The 18477-nt window shown below is 54.7% G+C and carries 15 protein-coding genes; 11 read left to right on the top strand and 4 right to left on the bottom strand.

The features are described 5' to 3' along the window. Positions 1 to 52 precede the first annotated feature (52 nt). Positions 53 to 2149 carry an elongation factor G gene (fusA, locus tag EDC52_RS14390; protein ID WP_131866063.1) on the top strand — a complete coding sequence of 699 codons (2097 nt, stop codon included), beginning with the start codon at positions 53 to 55 and terminating at the stop codon, positions 2147 to 2149. Between the two features lie 122 nt (positions 2150 to 2271). Here fusA and EDC52_RS14395 read toward each other — a convergent pair whose 3' ends face one another. Beyond that, positions 2272 to 2976, bottom strand: coding sequence for a DUF2076 domain-containing protein (locus EDC52_RS14395; RefSeq protein WP_131866065.1), 705 nt, complete (start codon positions 2974 to 2976; stop codon positions 2272 to 2274). Positions 2977 to 3175: 199 nt separating this feature from the next. Between EDC52_RS14395 and EDC52_RS14400 the strand changes: the two genes are divergently transcribed. From EDC52_RS14400 to ppnP, 9 genes are all read left to right on the top strand, one after another. Next, the gene (locus EDC52_RS14400; protein WP_131866067.1) at positions 3176 to 3829 is read left to right on the top strand and encodes an epoxyqueuosine reductase QueH; all 654 of its coding nucleotides are present in this window, start codon (positions 3176 to 3178) and stop codon (positions 3827 to 3829) included. 528 nt (positions 3830 to 4357) lie between these two features. Further along, complete coding sequence (locus EDC52_RS14405; RefSeq protein ID WP_131866069.1) at positions 4358 to 5581, top strand: L-lactate MFS transporter; 1224 nt, start codon at positions 4358 to 4360, stop codon at positions 5579 to 5581. 151 nt (positions 5582 to 5732) lie between these two features. Then, positions 5733 to 6095 carry a type III secretion system chaperone family protein gene (locus tag EDC52_RS14410; protein WP_131866071.1) on the top strand — a complete coding sequence of 121 codons (363 nt, stop codon included), beginning with the start codon at positions 5733 to 5735 and terminating at the stop codon, positions 6093 to 6095. Then, positions 6092 to 6742: a hypothetical protein gene (locus tag EDC52_RS14415; RefSeq protein WP_131866073.1), complete on the top strand. Its 651-nt coding sequence runs from the start codon at positions 6092 to 6094 to the stop codon at positions 6740 to 6742. The genes EDC52_RS14410 and EDC52_RS14415 overlap by 4 nt, the downstream gene beginning before the upstream one ends. Before the next feature lie 90 nt (positions 6743 to 6832). After that, the gene (locus EDC52_RS14420) at positions 6833 to 8374 is read left to right on the top strand and encodes an FAD-dependent oxidoreductase (RefSeq protein ID WP_230468065.1); all 1542 of its coding nucleotides are present in this window, start codon (positions 6833 to 6835) and stop codon (positions 8372 to 8374) included. Between the two features lie 368 nt (positions 8375 to 8742). After that, positions 8743 to 9267, top strand: coding sequence for a shikimate kinase AroL (gene aroL / locus EDC52_RS14425; RefSeq protein ID WP_131866075.1), 525 nt, complete (start codon positions 8743 to 8745; stop codon positions 9265 to 9267). A 110-nt stretch (positions 9268 to 9377) separates the two neighbouring features. Beyond that, entirely contained in the window at positions 9378 to 9569 is a 192-nt protein-coding gene (locus EDC52_RS14430; protein WP_131866077.1) for a YaiA family protein, read from the top strand. A gap of 270 nt (positions 9570 to 9839) precedes the next feature. Beyond that, entirely contained in the window at positions 9840 to 10610 is a 771-nt protein-coding gene (locus tag EDC52_RS14435) for an IclR family transcriptional regulator (protein ID WP_131866079.1), read from the top strand. A 121-nt stretch (positions 10611 to 10731) separates the two neighbouring features. After that, entirely contained in the window at positions 10732 to 11019 is a 288-nt protein-coding gene (gene ppnP, locus EDC52_RS14440; protein ID WP_131866081.1) for a pyrimidine/purine nucleoside phosphorylase, read from the top strand. Between the two features lie 208 nt (positions 11020 to 11227). Here the strand turns inward: ppnP and rdgC are convergent, their stop codons facing one another. After that, positions 11228 to 12139, bottom strand: a complete 912-nt coding sequence (rdgC, locus tag EDC52_RS14445; protein WP_131866083.1) for a recombination-associated protein RdgC — start codon at positions 12137 to 12139, stop codon at positions 11228 to 11230. 365 nt (positions 12140 to 12504) lie between these two features. Here rdgC and mak point away from each other — a divergent pair, with 365 nt between their 5' ends. Beyond that, on the top strand, positions 12505 to 13410 hold the full coding sequence (mak, locus tag EDC52_RS14450) for a fructokinase (protein ID WP_131866085.1): 906 nt from the start codon (positions 12505 to 12507) through the stop codon (positions 13408 to 13410). 43 nt (positions 13411 to 13453) lie between these two features. Here mak and EDC52_RS14455 read toward each other — a convergent pair whose 3' ends face one another. After that, positions 13454 to 17146, bottom strand: coding sequence for an AAA family ATPase (locus tag EDC52_RS14455; protein ID WP_131866087.1), 3693 nt, complete (start codon positions 17144 to 17146; stop codon positions 13454 to 13456). Continuing rightward, positions 17143 to 18375, bottom strand: coding sequence for an exonuclease subunit SbcD (gene sbcD / locus EDC52_RS14460; RefSeq protein WP_131866089.1), 1233 nt, complete (start codon positions 18373 to 18375; stop codon positions 17143 to 17145). The genes EDC52_RS14455 and sbcD overlap by 4 nt, the downstream gene beginning before the upstream one ends. Positions 18376 to 18477: the final 102 nt, after the last annotated feature.

Genomic DNA, 18477 nt, shown 5'->3' on the forward strand with positions numbered 1-18477 from the left:
AGCGGAAGTTTCACCACAGGTTATGCCGGTATAAGGCATATAAGGTAAAATCATGGCCCGTAGAACGCCTATCGAACGCTATCGAAATATCGGCATCAGTGCCCATATTGACGCCGGTAAAACCACCACGACAGAACGCATTCTGTTTTATACCGGCGTCAGCCATAAAATTGGCGAAGTCCATGATGGGGCTGCCACAATGGATTGGATGGAACAGGAACAGGAACGCGGCATCACCATTACCTCCGCCGCGACCACTGCCTTTTGGAAAGGTATGGCCGGTAACTATGCAGAACATCACATCAATATCATCGATACCCCGGGGCATGTGGATTTTACCATTGAAGTTGAGCGTTCCATGCGGGTGCTTGATGGCGCGGTGATGGTTTATGACTCGGTTGGCGGCGTGCAGCCCCAGTCAGAAACGGTATGGCGTCAGGCCAATAAATACCGCGTCCCGCGCGTCGCATTCATTAATAAAATGGACCGTATCGGGGCGGATTTTTTCCGCGTGCAACAGCAAATTGCCACGCGGCTGAAAGGCGTAGCGGTGCCGGTGCAAATTCCGGTGGGCGCGGAAGAAAACTTCCAGGGCGTCGTCGATTTGGTCAAAATGAAAAGCATTGTCTGGGATGACGAGAATCATGGCGTCACCTTCCACTATGAAGACATCCCGGCAGATTTGCGTTCCCAGGCCGAGCATTGGCATCAGCATATGGTTGAAGCTGCGGCTGAGGCCAATGAGGCCCTGTTAAGCAAATACCTCAATGGCGAGGCGTTGTCGGAAGAGGAAATAATAGCCGGCTTGCGTCTGCGCACCATTGCCAATGAAATTGTCCCGATGCTCTGCGGCAGCGCCTTTAAAAACAAAGGGGTCCAGGCATTGCTGGATGCGGTAATCGACTATCTGCCGTCGCCGGTGGATGTGCCGGCCATTGTCGGCCACACCGAACGAGACCAGGAAGTCGAACGCCATTCCAGCGACGATGAGCCCTTCTCTGCGCTGGCGTTCAAAATCATGACCGATCCATTTGTCGGCCAATTGATTTTCTTCCGGGTTTACTCTGGGGTGATTAAAACCGGCGATCAGATTTACAACCCGGTAAAGGGTAAAAAGGAACGCCTTGGCCGGCTGCTGCAAATGCATGCGAATGAGAGAAAAGATATCAAGGAAGTGTATGCCGGCGATATCGCCGCTACCGTTGGTATGAAAGAGATTACCACCGGCGATACGCTGAGCTCACCGGAAGAACCGATCATTCTCGAAAGAATGGTATTTCCTGAGCCGGTGATTTCTCAGGCCATCGAACCCCGCACCAAGGCAGATCAGGAAAAAATGGGTATCGCGCTTAACCGCCTGATGCAGGAAGACCCTTCATTCCGAGTTAAAACCGATGAAGAATCAGGTCAAACCATTATCTCGGGCATGGGTGAACTGCACCTTGAAGTGCTTATGGAGCGCCTGCGCCGAGAGTTCGCCGTCGATGTGGCGATCGGTAAGCCCCAGGTAGCCTACCGGGAGACAATTAGAAATACCGTTGACGAAGTTGAAGGTAAATTCGTCAAGCAGTCTGGCGGACGGGGCCAGTACGGCCATGTAGTGCTGAAGATTGAACCTCAGCCGGCCGGCAAAGGGTATGAATTTGTCGATGCCGTCAAGGGGGGCGTAGTGCCGCGCGAATTCATCTCTGCAGTCGATAAAGGCATTCAGGATACGTTGACCGCAGGTGTGCTGGGCTCATTTCCGGTAGTAGATGTCAAGGCCACGCTGTTTTTTGGCTCTTACCATGAGGTGGACTCCAATGAAAATGCATTCCGAATGGCCGGTTCTATGGCTTTCAAAGAGGGCATGAAGCGCGCGTCACCGGTTCTACTTGAGCCGGTGATGTCGGTTGAAGTGGAAACGCCGGAGGAATTCATGGGTAACGTTATGGGAGACCTTTCCTCACGACGCGGTATGGTACAGGGCATGGATGATCTCGCCGGCAGTAAACTTATCCGGGCTGAAGTTCCATTAGCTGATATGTTTGGTTATTCCACTTCCCTGCGATCGCTGACCCAGGGCAGGGCGACATTCACCATGGAGTTCAAGCACTATGCTCAGACGCCAGGCCAGGTTGCGGCCGAGGTGCTCCAGCATCGCAGCTAAACACCCCATAAGTATCCAAAATGCGCCATCGCACAGTGGCGATTTGGTTGGCAAACAGCGCAGTGCAAATAGCTGCAAACCCGAACGCATTACGCGTTCGGGTTTTATTCGTTCAGACTCACTCAGGAGTAGTCATCGTCAGCGATGAAGTCGTCATTGTCATCGCTGAAATCACCGTCTGTGTGACTTAGACCGCCATTATTCAGCTCATCGAAATGAATATCGGAGGTATCATCAAAGGTGTTCAGGGGATCGTTTTGAAAGTCCGTCGCGCTGAAATTGTCCGTTGCCTGATCGGGCTGCTCAATGATGTTACCAATTTCCTCCGGCTTGGAACTGTCGAACATACCGGTTAGCATATTAGCCAGCATCACCCCGCCCGCAACGCCGGCAGCGGTCTGCAGTGCGCCTGAAAGGAATCCGCCGGCCCGCGATCCGCCTGATGGCGGCAGGGAACTGCCGCCCGGGTTTACGGCAGTGGGGGGGGCAGGCTGAGCCGGTGACTGGCTTGCAGGCAGCGTCCGCTTAGGGTCGGCGGAAGTCCCGCCGCCAAACAGTCCACTCAGAAAACCGCTGCTGCGGGACTGGGCTTCGCTCTGTAAACGGGCTTTATCGTCTTCCAGTTGTTTGACCTGCTGACTCAACCGGGTAAGCGCTGCTTCCTGAACGAGAATGGACTGAACCATATAGTAAGGCGCGGTGGGCTGCAGGCGGAGAGATTGCTGGATTTTTTGCTCGGCATGGTCATCCCGTTGGCCGCTTTGCTGTTCTGCGGTATTAAGCCGCTGAAAAAGACCTTCAATAAGACGCTGTTCTTGCGGTTGCATCGGTAATCCCCTTATAAGTGCTGCTGTTTCTGGGTTGGTCAGGGGTAATGTAGGCGCAAAACCTCCTTTGTCATAAGCCGAGAAGGTCACCAAAATTATCGATATGTTACCGATTGGTTGACGGTTTTTGTGTGTTTCGGCTTAAATATAACCTGATGAATATGGTATAGTTGAAGCACTATTAAATCAGGAAATTGTAATGACTGACTATGTTCGACCCCGACTTGAATTGCCCGTAAAGGCCGAGAAACTTCTGCTTCACTCTTGCTGTGCGCCTTGCTCGGGCGAGGTGATGGAGGCCATTACCGCGTCGGGAATCGACTACACCATCTTCTTCTATAATCCGAATATCCATCCCCAGCGCGAATACCTGATCCGTAAAGATGAAAACATCCGCTTTGCAGAGCTGCACAATGTGCCTTTTATCGACGTTGATTATGATACCGACAATTGGTTTGCGCGCGCCAAGGGCATGGAAAATGAGCCAGAGCGCGGCATCCGCTGCACGATGTGCTTTGATATGCGTTTTGAGCGCACCGCGCTATATGCTGCCGAAAATGGCTTCAGCGTAATCTCCAGTTCACTGGGTATTTCACGCTGGAAGGACATGAAGCAGATAAATGACTGTGGAAAGCGGGCTGCTGAGCACTATCCCGGTATTACCTACTGGGATTATAACTGGCGCAAGCAGGGCGGTTCTGCCCGCATGATTGAAATCAGCAAGCGCGAACGCTTCTATCAGCAGGAATATTGCGGCTGCGTTTATTCCTTGCGGGACAGCAATCTGCACCGTAAATCCCAAGGGCGGGATATGATTCGTATTGGTACTACCTACTACGGCGATGCTGAGTAAATCAGCGCCTGCCGGCAGCCCACCGGTCAGCCTTTCTCTGATTGCTGCCGGCAGCCCACCGGTCAGCCTATCTCCCTGATTGCTGCCGGCAGCCCACCGGTCAGCCTATCTCCCTGATTGCCGCCGGCAGTCTACCTGTCAGCCAATTTCCCTGATTGCTGCCGGTCGATTGCCCGAGATCAAGTAAAAAATAAATAATTTCTCCCGGGGCGAATTATTTTTATTTTTTTCGCGTAGTGTTTTTCGGAGCAATATGAAATAAATGTTAACAGAGTTATTTTTAGGATCATTTTTCCTGGTTTATTTTGTTTTTTGTCTACTTTACATCACCTTTAAATACATCATTTTACCCGCCTATAGCCCCGCCAAATGCGCTTGCGCAATTCGTTCCGCTACAGATGCATTTCATTCCATATAATCGGTATCTCATTCCCATTTTGATCTGTCGGTAAGTCGCTTCATTTATAGTTGGCCTCATAAAGCCGCTAGTCGGCATCGGTTCAATCTTGAATTGTGATGAGGCCAACCATGAATACTCAAACTAACAGCCGCGCCCGGTGGTTTACCCTGGCCGGGACCATCATCACCCAGTTTGCGCTGGGGTCGGTGTATACCTGGAGTCTGTTTAACGGACCGCTGGCCAGTAAGCTGGACGAACCGATAAGCCAGATAGCGTTTGCATTCGGTTTGCTGAGTCTGGCTTTGGCCGTTGCATCAAGCCTGGCCGGCAAATTTCAGGAACGGTTTGGCGTGCGTAATGTCACATTGGGGGCCGCTATGCTGTTGGCTATTGGCCTTTGTCTGACGGCTTACGCCAGCAATCTTGTTATGCTGTGGGCCTGTGCCGGTATTCTGGTCGGCTTTGCTGACGGTATCGGCTATCTGATGACCATGTCCAACTGCGTCAAATGGTTTCCAGAACGTAAGGGTCTGATTTCCGCCTGTGCCGTAGGCGCTTATGGTTTAGGTAGCCTTGGATTCAAATATATTAACAGTCAGTTGCTGGCGCATTTTAGTCTGGAAACCACTTTCCAGCTATGGGGACTGATTGCTTTGCTGCTGGTGGCCGCCGGTGGCTTGCTGATGAAGGATGCGCCCAGGCAGGAAGCGAAAGCGTTGCGCAACACCAACGACTACAGCCTGGCTGAATCAATGAAACTGCCGCAGTACTGGTTGCTGGCAGTGATGTTCCTGACTGCCTGCATGAGCGGTCTCTATGTCATCGGTGTTGCCAAAGACATTGGTGAGAGTCTGGTGCAGATGACTTCATCCGCTGCCGCCAATGCGGTGACTATCATCGCAGTGGCAAATCTCAGCGGTCGCCTTATCCTGGGTATCCTGTCAGATAAGATGTCGCGTATCCGGGTGGTCTCCATCGCCCAGGTAATTTCCCTGCTGGGAATGGCAACGCTGCTTTTCGTCCATTTGAACCCAATGCTGTTTTTTATCTCGGTTGCCTGTGTGGCATTCAGCTTTGGCGGCACCATTACGGTCTACCCCTCATTGGTAAGCGATTTCTTTGGTCTGAACAACATGACCAAAAATTATGGTGTCATCTACCTGGGTTTTGGTATCGGCAGTATCGTCGGCTCAATCGTTGCCTCCTTGTTCGGCGGTTTTATGGTGACCTTCCAGTTGATTACCGTGCTGCTGGCGCTTTCGCTGATGATCTCCCTGACTATTCGCCAGCCTGGTGAAGCCAGCAGGCCGCGCAAGACTCACTTCGAACTGGGACAGGCACAGGGTAAATAATACTCGCAGCCCCTCACTGATATCGCTATCAACCCGCCCTTTAACCGGCGGGTTTTTTATTTATTTTGATAAACAAAATCTGCAAGTAACTTCCTGCCAATGACGTTTTAATGAGCCCTTGAGATTATTTAATCCTTACCAGGGGTTCAATGTGAACAATACTATTGTCGAAGCTTTTGCCTATTGGGGAATAGTCCCCGAAAGCGAAGCCGAAATGCAAGTAATTATCGACAGACACCATCGGCGATGGGTCATTGAATATCCCCGCAATAGCGAGGTATTTACCTTGTACTGCAAACTGAACCGGCAGCCCTGCTCGGAATCGGAGGCGCGAGAATGGCTGGGGCTTAATTTTCAGCGTTCGATAATGTCCTGTGCCTGGGCCGGTCTTAATCACGATGGTTTGGTTTTGGGCGTGACGCTGCCTAACAGTTCGGTAAATGCCTCGCAACTCTTAAGCCTGTTTGAAAATATGTTCTTATTACGTGCAACGCTTGAAATGAAATTCAGTTGATTTGCAAACCTCGAATAATCATAGGAAATGCCATGAACAATTCATCCGTTAATGCTGGACATATCATAACTAACACACCTTTATCCACTTCTCGATCAGATATATCAGATCACATTAAATTAGAGAGAATCGATACAGGGACCGTCAATCAGAAAGTACAGGCTTTCAGCAGCAGAACCAGCTCACCGCTGAATGGGAATACCGGCGCCGGCAGCAGCGTATTGAGCGCGGCCACGGCGGTGAATCAGAACCAGACATCTGCCGCTGCGGCCAGCAATCCTGGCGCAAAGCCCTCCTTGCGCGAGGCGCCGACGGCCAATATTCATAAAAATTATCCGCCCAAGTTCATTTCGCAACTCAGTAACCTATCCCAGGTTTCTCCCCAAGCGGCTAATGACAGATTGAAACCCCAAGCCGCCAAGCAACAGGCAATGTCAGCAAAGGGCAGCGGCAAGCCCTCTTTGATGCAGTGGGTAAAGAAGATATTTACCTTTATCTGCCAGGCACTGGGCTTTGGCAAAGCCACCGAACGCAGTGTAAAAAGCCCTGCCAGCCCGGTTTCAGTCGAGATTCGGAATAATTATAACTCGGTTATCAAAGAACTCAATCAACAGGCTCAGGATGATGCCCACCTAAAGAGGAATTGATTGCCCTAATTTATCTAAGGCCACCATTTGCTGCTAGGCTTAATAATAGTGCCTCAAATACTAGGGGCTTATAATTATAAGGAGCGTGTTGTGGCCTATCAGAATGTGATGTCGTTGAGCAACTTAGCCGAATTAACACCCAAAAAAGTCAGCGTAGGTGATACCGATGTCCTGTTGCTGAGAAAAGGTGATGAGGTGTATGCCCTTGAAGCCACCTGCCCGCATGCTGGAGCACCGCTGGAAAAAGGCGCTGTCTGCGAGGGAAAACTGGTGTGCCCCTGGCATAAATCGGTGTTTACCCTTGAAAAGGGCCAACTGTGCGAGCCCCCGTCGCTCAGATCGTTAAACAGATACCCGGTCAAAATCGAGCAGGATGCACTGTGGGTCGATGCTGAACCCGAAGGCGGCCAGTCTGCACTGCAGAAAATAGATGAAGACGAAACATTTGTCGTACTGGGCGTCGGCGCCGGCGGCAGCGCGGCTATCAAGGCGCTGCGCGAGAAAGGCTATCAGGGCAGGCTGGTGGTTATCGAGCGTGAAAAACAGGCGCCTTACGATCGTACCACGCTGTCCAAGTTCGTCCCGCAGGGCGATATGAGCCTTGATGAGGTTCCGTCTTTACTTAACGACGCGTTTTATCAGCAACAACAGGTTGAGCGCATCAACGGCAATGTGGCGTCGCTGGATACCCAACGCCGCCATATCACGCTGGATAACGGCACCGTTATTCACTACCAGCGCCTACTGCTGTCGACCGGCGGTATTCCTCAAAGGCCAGAGTTGCCCGGAAAGGCCTTGCAGGGGGTAGCGGTACTTCGTAGTTGGGAGCAGGCGGCAGCACTGATTCCACAGGTTGAAAAACAGCAACGGCTGGTCATTATTGGAAATAGTTTTATCGGGATGGAAGTGGCTGCCGCTTTTCGTAAGCAGGACATCGACGTTACCGTCATTTCGCCGCACCCTTTGCCGTTTGAGAAGAATTTTGGCCCAGAGCTGGCGACCTTCTTTAGGAGACGTCATCAGCAAAAAGGCGTCAGGTTTGTCGACGGCGAACCGGTGGCCCTGCAAGGGGATAAAACAGTCAGCTCGGTCAAACTCAAGCAGGGGGCGGACATACCGGCCCAACTGGTGCTGCTGGCGACAGGCGTCGCGCCGGCTACCGATTTTATCTCTGATCTTCCGCTCAATAAGGATGGCAGCCTGACGGTGGACGCCTCCATGGCCGCCGGGAAAGATGTTTTCGCTATCGGTGACATTGCCACCTTCCCCCATAAGGGCGAGCCGGTACGTATCGAACACTGGCGGGTGGCTCAGCAACATGGTCGGGTGGCGGCCGGCGCGATGCTGGATAATAACGATACTTATGACTCGACGCCGTTCTTCTGGACTCAGCAATACGGTGTGCGCTATGAATACATCGGCCACGCAGAAGCGTGGGATAAAGTCGACATTATCGGTGATTTGGATAAAGATGATTTTGTGGCGCTGTATGTTAAGGACGAAAAGGTGGTGGCGGTGGTCGGCGCTGGCCGTATGCGCACCACCGGGCTGCTGCTGATGCGGCTGAAGGACGAATTGAGCCTGGTCGACGCGCGCAAGATTGTGGATGAGACCGTCGAGGACGCGAGTTAACCCGTGTCGGGTCAACTGGGGTAACCCCGAATGCAGTATCTATGCCCACCGGCTTAGCTGCGTTCGGGACACTGGACGACTCATCATCCATACCCCCCTGTATTAAGCGGGCCGCCGTCGGGCCGCGCAGCGAGTTTCCTGAGTGTCGTCCGTCACCGGCAGTGCCGTTTGGCTTATATCCGCGATCGCGCGCAGGGTTGTATTTGTTCGCCATCACCCATTCCTCAGTTAGTGCTTCTCCCAGGTCTTTGTTATGATGGTTTACCGGACCAAGCAGATGTTAAATGGCGCGTTTTATGCCGGTATTCAACAGGGATGAGACAACGCGGCTCATCCGACGTCCGGATTAACAAAAGGATAAGCAGTACATGACTCAGCCTATATTTATGGTTGGCGCTAGGGGATGTGGCAAAACTACTGTAGGACAGGCGTTGTCCCAGATACTGGGATATGAATTTTCAGATACCGATCAGACCCTGCTTCAGGTCAGTGGGCTCAGCGTGGCGCAGATTGTCGAAAAGGAAGGATGGTCTGGTTTCAGAGACCGAGAGAGCGGCATCCTCCAGGCGGTGAGCGGTAAAAACAAAGTCATCGCTACCGGCGGCGGTATTGTTCTTTCAGCCGCCAATCGCCAGTTCATGCGCTCTCAGGGATGCGTTATCTATCTCAAGGTGCCGGCTAATGAACTGTTGCGCCGTTTGAAGGCTTTTCCTGAAGAACACCAGCGCCCCAGCCTCACCGGCAGGGCAATGACTGATGAAATCGAGCAGGTGCTGGCTCAACGTGAAGCACTCTATCAGGAGGCGGCTCATCATGTTCTGGACGCCAGCAGGACACCTGACGACGTCGTTTTTGCCATTTTGCAGCAACTCCACCCTAGCGCCGCCAGTTAATAACCCCGTACGGTTGCCCGGACGCCGCGCCGGGCGGCAAACTCCGCGAAGCTGGCTATACTTACCTGAGTGTCTATAACACCACAATAACATCACTGGAGGGATTCTTTATGGCCGGCAAACCACCCTATCCGCGCAGAGCGGAAATTGTAGCAAAGGAACGGGGCAAACCAGGTAACACCCAGACTATTTATGAGCTCAGGGCCGATCATCCCAAGCCAGATACCCTGATAAGTGAGCATGAAACCGAAGCCGAAGCGCTGGATGCCAAGGCGCGTTATGAGGACGAAGACAAGTCCTGATGCCCGCTCCCGCACGACGGAATACCATCATAACGCTCCGTGTCCATTGCGCCCGGAGCTATTTGCATCTTCAGCCTGACGACACCCTTTGTTAATGTGTAATTAAACACTCTTTATATTATTTTTATTAAATATTAGTGACCCGCTATCAGCAGGGTTAATCACCTTTTGCTGTTAATGCGATGAGATAAAATATTGTCTTGACTGCAAGGGGCATACCTTTTAATTATTGTGCAACCTGCATAACAAAATGAAAAATGAACCCATGCTATGTCAACTCTGGAAAATGCGTCCGCCGTCTTAAAATTATTTACCGCTGATGGGACGGGGTTATATCCGCTTGGGCTTTCATTCAGTGATGTCGCCTCACACCTGCAATTACCCAAAAGCACCGTTTCCCGTTTATTGATTGCTATGGAATCCCAAGGTTTGCTTTCCCGCAACCCCAATAATCGGTTATACACCATAGGCGACTTACTGCTGGCGGTCGGCAGCAACTATTTATCCAGGCCGCTGGCGGAAATAGCTGCCTCTGGTTTATTTCCCTTGGCGAGTCAATACCAGTGTACAGCCTACCTTTCCCGCCTGGAAAATGACCGGGTATATGTTATTGATTTTTTTCATGGACATCCATCGATGCCTTTGCCCTTTAGTCGGGGTGAAAGCCTGCCGGCTATGCAAACTGCTGCAGGCAGGGCATTGCTTTCCGCCTTCACTGAAAGCGAAGTCATGGCGCGACTGATTTCACGCGACGCCTGCCGAGGCGTGTTTGATAAGCCGGGTGCGGCGCGACTCTGGCAGCGCTTGTCGCTGGTGCGCAGGCAAGGATGGTCATTTTCCCGTAATGAAGCCAGGGAAGGCGTCAGTGCCCTGGCCACCATGCTTAGCCACAGCGCTCGCCGGGAGAATATCGCCCTCAGCCTGACCTATAATTCGGCCGGTGAAAATGACACTTTTCCTGAAGAGATGTTGGCCAGCCTGAAATCCGTTACTCGTCAGTTAGCCGATAAAATAGGTGACGACAGCTGGCGCAGACGTTAAACCTGCCGGGTGACCAGCATTTTCAGCCAATAAGGCGTGACAGCATCGGGATCCTGCTCTTACTATGCATTTAATGCATATCATATAAATGATATCCAAATCGATATTAAGGAAACGATTTATGCTGAAGGTGAATGAGTATTTTTCAGGGAAAGTAAAATCCATTGGTTATGAAGGCGCCAGCATTGGCCGCGCCAGTGTAGGCGTAATGGATATCGGGGAGTACACCTTCGGTACCGCAGAGGCGGAAGAAATGACGGTTGTCACCGGCGCATTGAAAGTGCTGCTGCCTGGCTCCCAGGATTGGCAGGTCTTTATGCCGGGCGAGAAGTTCTATGTGCCGGCACAAAGCGAGTTCTTTCTGCAGGTGGCGGAAGTCAGCGCCTATTTGTGCAAATATCTGCGATGATCATCGTCCCCGCCCACGTGGGGGCATGATGGTTTCGCCAGCCACGTAGGGGCATGATGGCTGCGCCAGCCACGTAGGGGCATGATGGCTGCGCCAGCCACGTAGGGGCATGATGGTTTCGCCAGCCACGTAGGGGCATGATGGTTTCGCCGCCCAGGTAGGGGCATGATGGCTGCACCGCCCACGTAGGGGGTCTGATGGCTGTCTGCTAGCGCTGGGCTTCGCCGCCCAGCGCTTCGGTGAGTTCGCTTATCAGGCTGGCAAGTTCTGCCGTCATCAAAGTGAAATCCGCATCAAAGCGCAAGGCAAAGTCTTCACGATCGATATCATCGTTCTGTTCGCGCAGGGTGTCGGAAAACGTCAGTCGTTTCAACGTACCGTCATCTGACAGTACAAACTGCACTCTGTCCTGCCAATCAAGTGCCAGTTTGGTCACCTGTTTCCCCGCTTCAATATGCACGGCAATTTCATCGCTGGCCAGATCCTGCTTCTTGCAGCGGATAATACCGCCGTCTTCCAGCAATGCCTTCAATTCAGCTTCGTCCTGCACCACAAATCCGGCAGGCGCCTGGTTGCTGCGTACCCACTCAGTCAGCGTCATCTCGATAGGCTTTTCCAGCGCCAGCGGGACGACCGGCAGCGATCCCAGTGATTTACGCAGCAGGGCGAGGGTATCCTCCGCCTTTTTGGCGCTACCTGAGTCGACGATAACCAGGTTATTCACCGTATCCAGCCATAAACTGGTCTGGCTGAAACGGCTGAATGCACGTGGCATCAGGGTATGCAGCACTTCGTCTTTTAACGCGTCTTTCTCGGTCTTGCGCAGCTTGCGGCTTTGCTCTGCCTCGAGCTTTTCAATTTTGCCCTGCAATTCCTGTTTAACGACCGAGGAGGGAAGGATTTTTTCTTCTTTGCGTACGCAAATCAGGATGTGGCCATTGACTGAATGGGTCAACGCATCGCTTTTGGAGCCCAGGGGCGCTACCCAGCCTGATTTAGCCATGTCCTGACTGCCGCAGGGGGAGAATGTGTTGGGGGACAACTGTTGTTCCAATTGCTCTGTAGACAGCTCCAGGGAACGATTCAAACGGTAAATGATGACATTCTTAAACCATAACATAGCTTTTTCCTGACCTGGCGCGCCCTCAGGCACGCTGTTTGACCATATGCAGCGCGCATGATAGCGAATTCACCGCCGTTACCCCAGCGAAAAGCTCAGCGATTTATCCGGTTTTTCACCTCTTTACAGTACAGAATAAGGCTTGATAGTCAGTCAGAATAATAGGGTGAACAGTCGTTTATTTTATATTTGTTGAGCTTTAGTCAATCCATAGTAATAACAACAACGCAGGGTAAATAATAAAACCAGCAGGAGACGACCGGGTTCAGATCTTCTTTTACCTTTTCATTCCCATGAGTCACTATTATGCGGATAGAATTATCCGTGGCCTATAGCCATGTCAGAAGCGAATAAGGAGAGCCAGTTTGCGTATTGGGATAGATTTAGGCGGTACCAAAACCGAGGTGATTGCGCTGGATGAACAAGGGAACACTCTGTTTCGCGAGCGTAAGCCCACGCCACGGGATGATTATAAAGGCACCCTGCAGACCATCGCCTCGCTGGTCTCATCAGCCGAACAGGCGACTGGCCAGCAGGGCAGCGTCGGCATAGGTATACCTGGCACGCTCTCCCCGTTCACCGGCACTGTTAAAAATGCTAATTCAATCTGGCTGAACGGCCAGCCATTGGACAATGACCTGGAGCGGGTACTGGGGCGTCCGGTAAGGATAGCCAATGATGCCAACTGCATGGCGGTATCGGAAGCGACTGATGGCGCCGGCGCAGGTATGGCGACGGTATTTGCCATTATTATCGGTACCGGTTGCGGTGCCGGGCTCGCCATCAACGGGCGGGTCCACCGGGGCGGCAACGGCGTTGCCGGCGAATGGGGCCATAATCCCTTACCCTGGATGGATGAAGAAGAGCGTCTTTTTGCCGAACAAGTGGATTGTTACTGTGGCAAAAATGGCTGCACCGAGACCTTTATCTCCGGTACCGGTTTTGCCGTGGATTACCATCGCTTGGGCGGAAAGGCGATTAAAGGGCCAGATATCATCCGCCTGGCAGGCCAAGGGGATGCCCTGGCCAGCACAGCGTTAAGCCGTTATCAGCAGCGATTGGCCAAATCCATTGGTCAGGTCATCAACCTGCTTGATCCCGATGTGATCGTGCTGGCCGGCGGCATGAGCAATGTTGACGTACTTTATCAGTCACTGCCCGGTCTGGTGACGCCTTGGGTTTTCGGCGGTGAATGCCAAACGCCGATCCGCCGCGCCGTCCATGGCGATTCCAGCGGCGTCAGGGGTGCCGCCTGGTTATGGCCTGAATAACTCGCCGGATCAACAGGCCGCCATCGAGAGGTGAGCATTCACTTTACTCGGTGGCGGCACTGTCGAAGGCAAAATGGTTTTCCAATCGGCTCAGCCCCAGCCCGTTTATCTTCCTGACCTTGATCTGCACCGGGATACGTTGTTTCATGGCATCCACATGACTGATAACGCCGATCATTTTGCCCGAGGCATTGAGGGTATCCAGCGCGTCCAGAGCAATATCCAGCGTCTCGGCATCCAGGGTGCCGAAGCCCTCGTCCAGGAACAGGGAATCGATGCGCGTCTTGTGGCTCACCAGATCAGATAATGCCAGCGCCAGCGCCAGACTGACCAGAAAACTTTCGCCGCCTGATAAGGTCCGGGTATCGCGCACGGCGTCCGCCTGCCAGGTGTCGATCACTTCCAACTCCAGTTCTTGTGCCGTTTTACGTCGCAGCTGATAGCGGCCGTGAAGACGCAGCAACTGCTGATTAGCCAGGTAAATCAAGTGCTCCAGCGTCAAACCCTGGGCAAACTTGCGAAATTTATCGCCATCCCTGGAGCCAATCAATTCATTCAGCCAGCTCCAGTCTTCATAGCGTTGCCGGCACCCGGCAATCTGCTCCAGCAACTGCTGCTGATCCCGCTGGCGGGAGGCATGGGTAGACAGTTGTTGCTGAATTTCACCCTGCTGGCGGGCAAGTCCGTTCAACTGCAGTCCCAGGCTCTCCGACTGCTGTTGCGGCACAGCGAGGTCGGTATCGGCATTCAGGCCCGCAGGACATGAGAGCAGATGGTTTTCGATGTCCTGCCGGCTGCGCTGGACCAGAGCATCGGCACGGTCAGCCTGGCGAGACAGGCGTTCTTTCAACTGCAACAAAACGTCGCGATCCTCCCTCGACAGCAGCGCCTGCTCAAGCGCGGCCAGATTGGCATACGGACTTTCAGCCAGCGCCCGGTTGAGCTGGGTCTGGGCTGCGTCGAACTGCTTGCTCAACTGCTCAAGCTGGCGCAGGCCGGCTTCTGTTTGTCCGGACAGTTGTGAGAGACGTTCCTGGGCTTGCGCCATCAGCTCGCTGGCGTCGCGCACCGCAGCTTCAAGCGTCTGGGTACGCTGCCGGAGCTCAGCCGTCAGTTGGGCGGCCGTCTGGTCGCCCGCCAGTTGCCGCCGGATCCCTTGGGCATCGGCCAGCGCCGATCGCAGCCGGGCGGACTCCGCGTCCACCGTGGCGAGGCGAGTTTCCCGTTCAAGGCTTGCCTCAACACTGGCGGCAAGCTCAGAGTCCAGCCCTGCCAGCCGATGCCGCCCCTGTTGCTGCCGATCAAGTTGATGCTGATAATCCAGCGCCTCTTGTTGCCGGTCCTCAAGCCAACGGTCACTGCTGTCAGAGGGCATCGACAGGCCAAGCGGCGTCAGTGATTGCGTCAGCGATTGAAGCAGCGCGGCCAGGGCCGCGTCCTGCGATTGCTGTTGCTGGCAGGCCGCCTGCAGGCTGTCAGCCAGGGCGCGCAGTTGCTGTTTTGTCAATTCCTGTGTGGATCGTAGCGACTCCAGCTGAGATGAGCAGGCACTTACTCTCTCCCTGGCGTCCTGCAATTGCCGGTCGGCGGTCTGTCGTTGTTCCTGCTGCTGTTGGAAGGCGAGCTCATCGGCATCATACTCTGCCAGCCAGTGGCTGACGGCTGCGGTATCATCAGCGGTTAAAGCCAGGTTCAGCGCGGCAGCCGCCGGTTGCCATCGGGACTCGAGCTGTCGCTGCTCTGATGCCAGCTCGACGGTTTCCTGTGTCCACTGTTGCTGCTGCCCCGACAGCATCTGCAGGCGTGTTTCATCGCCGATGCGGTCCCGTTCAAGCGTTTCCAGTTCCTGCTTCAAGGCATGGAGGCGCGCCAGGGTGGCCGAAGGTGAGGCATGGCGATATTCCGCTATGGCGGGATGTTCTGTCGCACCGCAAAGCGGGCAGGGGCAGCCGGCCTTGAGCTGCTCGCGTTCGGACTCGAGCCTATGGACCCGCTGCTCCAATTCGTAGCGAGACTCAAGATCCAACCGGTGTGCATGCTTTAGTGCCCACTGCTGTTCGCGCTGGATGCGCCGTTGGCTAAGGTTGGCGCTTTCCAGGTCGGCCTGTTCGAGTTGATTCAGCAGGGCCGCTTGGCGTTGTTTAAGCCATTGCAACTGCGGCATCAGCGTGGATAACGCTGAGCGGTGGGGGCGCTGCGCGGCGAAAAGCTGCTGCCGGTCGCTCAGGGCGGAGGCGGGTAATTGCGCTTCCCATTGTTCCCACGTTTGCTGCAACTGAAAGAAATGCCGTTGGGCGTCTTCTGCCTGGCGACGCAGCGGGTTAAGCTGTTGTTCGCCGTTGTGCTGCTCCTGCTGAAGCCTGGATTCGCTCTGCCGGAGGGCTGCGCTGCGCTGCGCGTACCGCTCGGCCAACTGACGTTCGCTGACAAGGCGGGCAAACTGCTCTCGCCACAGCGGCAGCTGGTTGGCGTAAAAGCGGCGAGCGTCGTGCTGGCTGAGCCAGGCGTCAAGGGTTGCCAGGTCCTGGCGTATTTCCGCTGCCTGCCGGCGCAGCAGGGCTTCGGCATCGCGGCGCTGCTGATGCTGGGCCTTCACGGGTGCCAGCTCCTGCTGTTGCCGTGACAACTGTTCACTCAGGGCGGCGATGCGACTGTCTAACGGAATCAACTGCTCGTCGATAAGCTGCTGGCGCCCCGCGGCAAAGCGGGCATGCTGCAGGCCGGCCTCTCTGGCCGCCGTCGCCGATTGATTGAGCGGATCCAGCGCCCGCAGTTGATCCTGCTGGTGGCGCTGGAGAGCCGACAGTTCAAGCTGATGCTGGTCGAGTGCCGTTTGGCTGCGGCGCTGCTCGTCCAGTAGCGGACGAAGCCGATCGGCAGGTTCGCTCCTGGCAAGGCGCTCCAGCTGCGGCTTGGCCTGCTGGTCGGCATCGGCAGCCAGGCGTTGCTCATGGGCGGCCTGGTGCGCTGCCTGTTGCATCTGACTCAGCTGTGAAAGCCATGACAGGTGGCTCTGCAGGCGCCGCTGTTCTTCTGCAACCCCGGCCTGCTGCTGTTTCAGCCCATCCAGCTGCTGGTGCAGTTCCTGTAGCTGCGCTTCGCTGAGCAGACTGATGCCGGCGGCATGGGCCTGCAGGTTTTCGAGCTCTTGCCTTACCGCTTTGTTGCGCTCGAAAACGTCGGCCGATATCCGTCCATAGATATCAGTGCCGGTCAGCTCTTCCAGCAATTCGGCGCGTTCGCCGGGCGCGGCATTCAGAAAGGCGGCGAAATCTCCCTGCGCCAGCAGGATGGATTTGGTGAATCGACTGAAATCCAGACCGGTGATGGCGGTGGTCAGGCGAATTTTGTCTTTGATTTTATCCGCCAGAATATGGCCGTCACTGACGCGGGCAAGTTCGACCTTCGGGTCCTGCAAGTTGCCTTCGGCGTGGTTGCGGGCGCGTCGCTGGCTCCAGAACGCCCGGTAAGCAACGCCTTTAACCTCGAACTCAACTTCCGCCAGGGATTCTGCGGTGTGCCGGGTCATCAGCTCCTGGCCCGGACTGACGCCCAGCCGCGGCGTTTGGTGGTATAGCGCCAGGCAGATAGCATCCAGCAGGGTGGTTTTACCGGCGCCGGTCGGGCCGGTAATGGCGAACAGCGTGCTGCGGTCAAAGGGCGCGGCGGTGAAATCTATTTTCCATTCCCCCTGCAGGGCATTGATGTTTTTCAGACGCAGGCTGAGAATTTTCACGAGGGCTCCTGTTGCTGGGCGTCGGCCGGCTGCAGGTCACCGGCGACCTCGGCAAATAACTGCTTTATGCGCAGGACGCGTTGATGATCCTCAAGGTTTGCCACGGCCAGGCGACGTTCAAACACCTCGCTGACGCTGAGTTCGGTCAATGTCTCATGAGACTGGCGCGTCAGGGACTGAGACTGAGGGGAGCGGCTACGGCGCAGCAGCACAATTTCTACCGGCAGTTGCTCGGCGATGGCCTGAATACGCTGCTGGATATCATTGAGGTACCCTTCGGTTACCACCTCGATATCAAGCCAGACCGCGGTGCTGTAATCCTGGGGGCTGAACTGCGCCAACTGCGCCTCCACTTGCTCCGGGGTGCCTTTGAGCACCTTGAGCTCCTGCACCTGCGGAATGAAAATCGGCGTTACTCGAGGCGGGTTTCCCGGGATAAAATCCACCAGATTTACCTGTTTCGGCTTGCCGGCTTCGTCAAAGCTGAGCGGGATCGGCGAGCCGCAATAGCGTATAAACTCGCTGCCGCCGATGCGCTGGGCACGATGAATATGCCCGAGGGCAATATAGTCCGCCGGGGGAAAACGCTGGGCCGGGAAGGCGTCAAGGCTGCCGATATAGATTTCCCGCACCGAGTCGCTGCTGGAGGCGCCGACGGTGGTCAGATGTCCGGTGGCAATCACCGGCAGCGCTGCGCCTGATGTTTCTCGCAGCGCCAGCGCCTGCTGGTAACAGAGCTGATAATGACTGGCTATCGCTTCCAGCAGCGCGTGCTGTTTATCGCCGCCGGAATCCCCGGCGCGGCTCACCAGCAGATCACGGGCGCGCAAAAAGGGAATGGCGCAGAGTATGGCGCCGGGCCTGCCGTCTTTTTCATTCAGCACCAGCGCCTGGGGTTGGTTGCCGACGCCGGCGACCACCCGGGTGTTCAGACAGCCGAACACGTCGCGGGATTCATTGAGCGTCGCCACCGCATCATGGTTTCCCGACAGCACGATAAGCTGGCAACCGGAAGGCTGCAGGTCGACCACGAACCGGTTGAATAACTCGCGGGCATAGCTGGGCGGCGTGCCAGTATCAAAGATATCACCGGCGACGATAATCGCATCAACCTGATGTTCGCTCACCTGAGTCACCAGCCATTGCAAAAAGGCCCGGTGTTCTCTGGCGCGACTTTTGGTAAAAAATGACTGTCCAAGATGCCAGTCCGATGTATGAATGATTCGCATGAGACTCCAAGGATACGTCCAGTCAAGGCCGAGAGTATAAACCGACCTCCAGGGTCTGTCGTCCTCATTACCCGACACTCTGACCCGCATCTGGAAAATGAA

It is taken from the genome of Biostraticola tofi, assembly GCF_004343195.1.
GTDB classification, from domain to species: Bacteria; Pseudomonadota; Gammaproteobacteria; order Enterobacterales; family Enterobacteriaceae; genus Biostraticola; species Biostraticola tofi.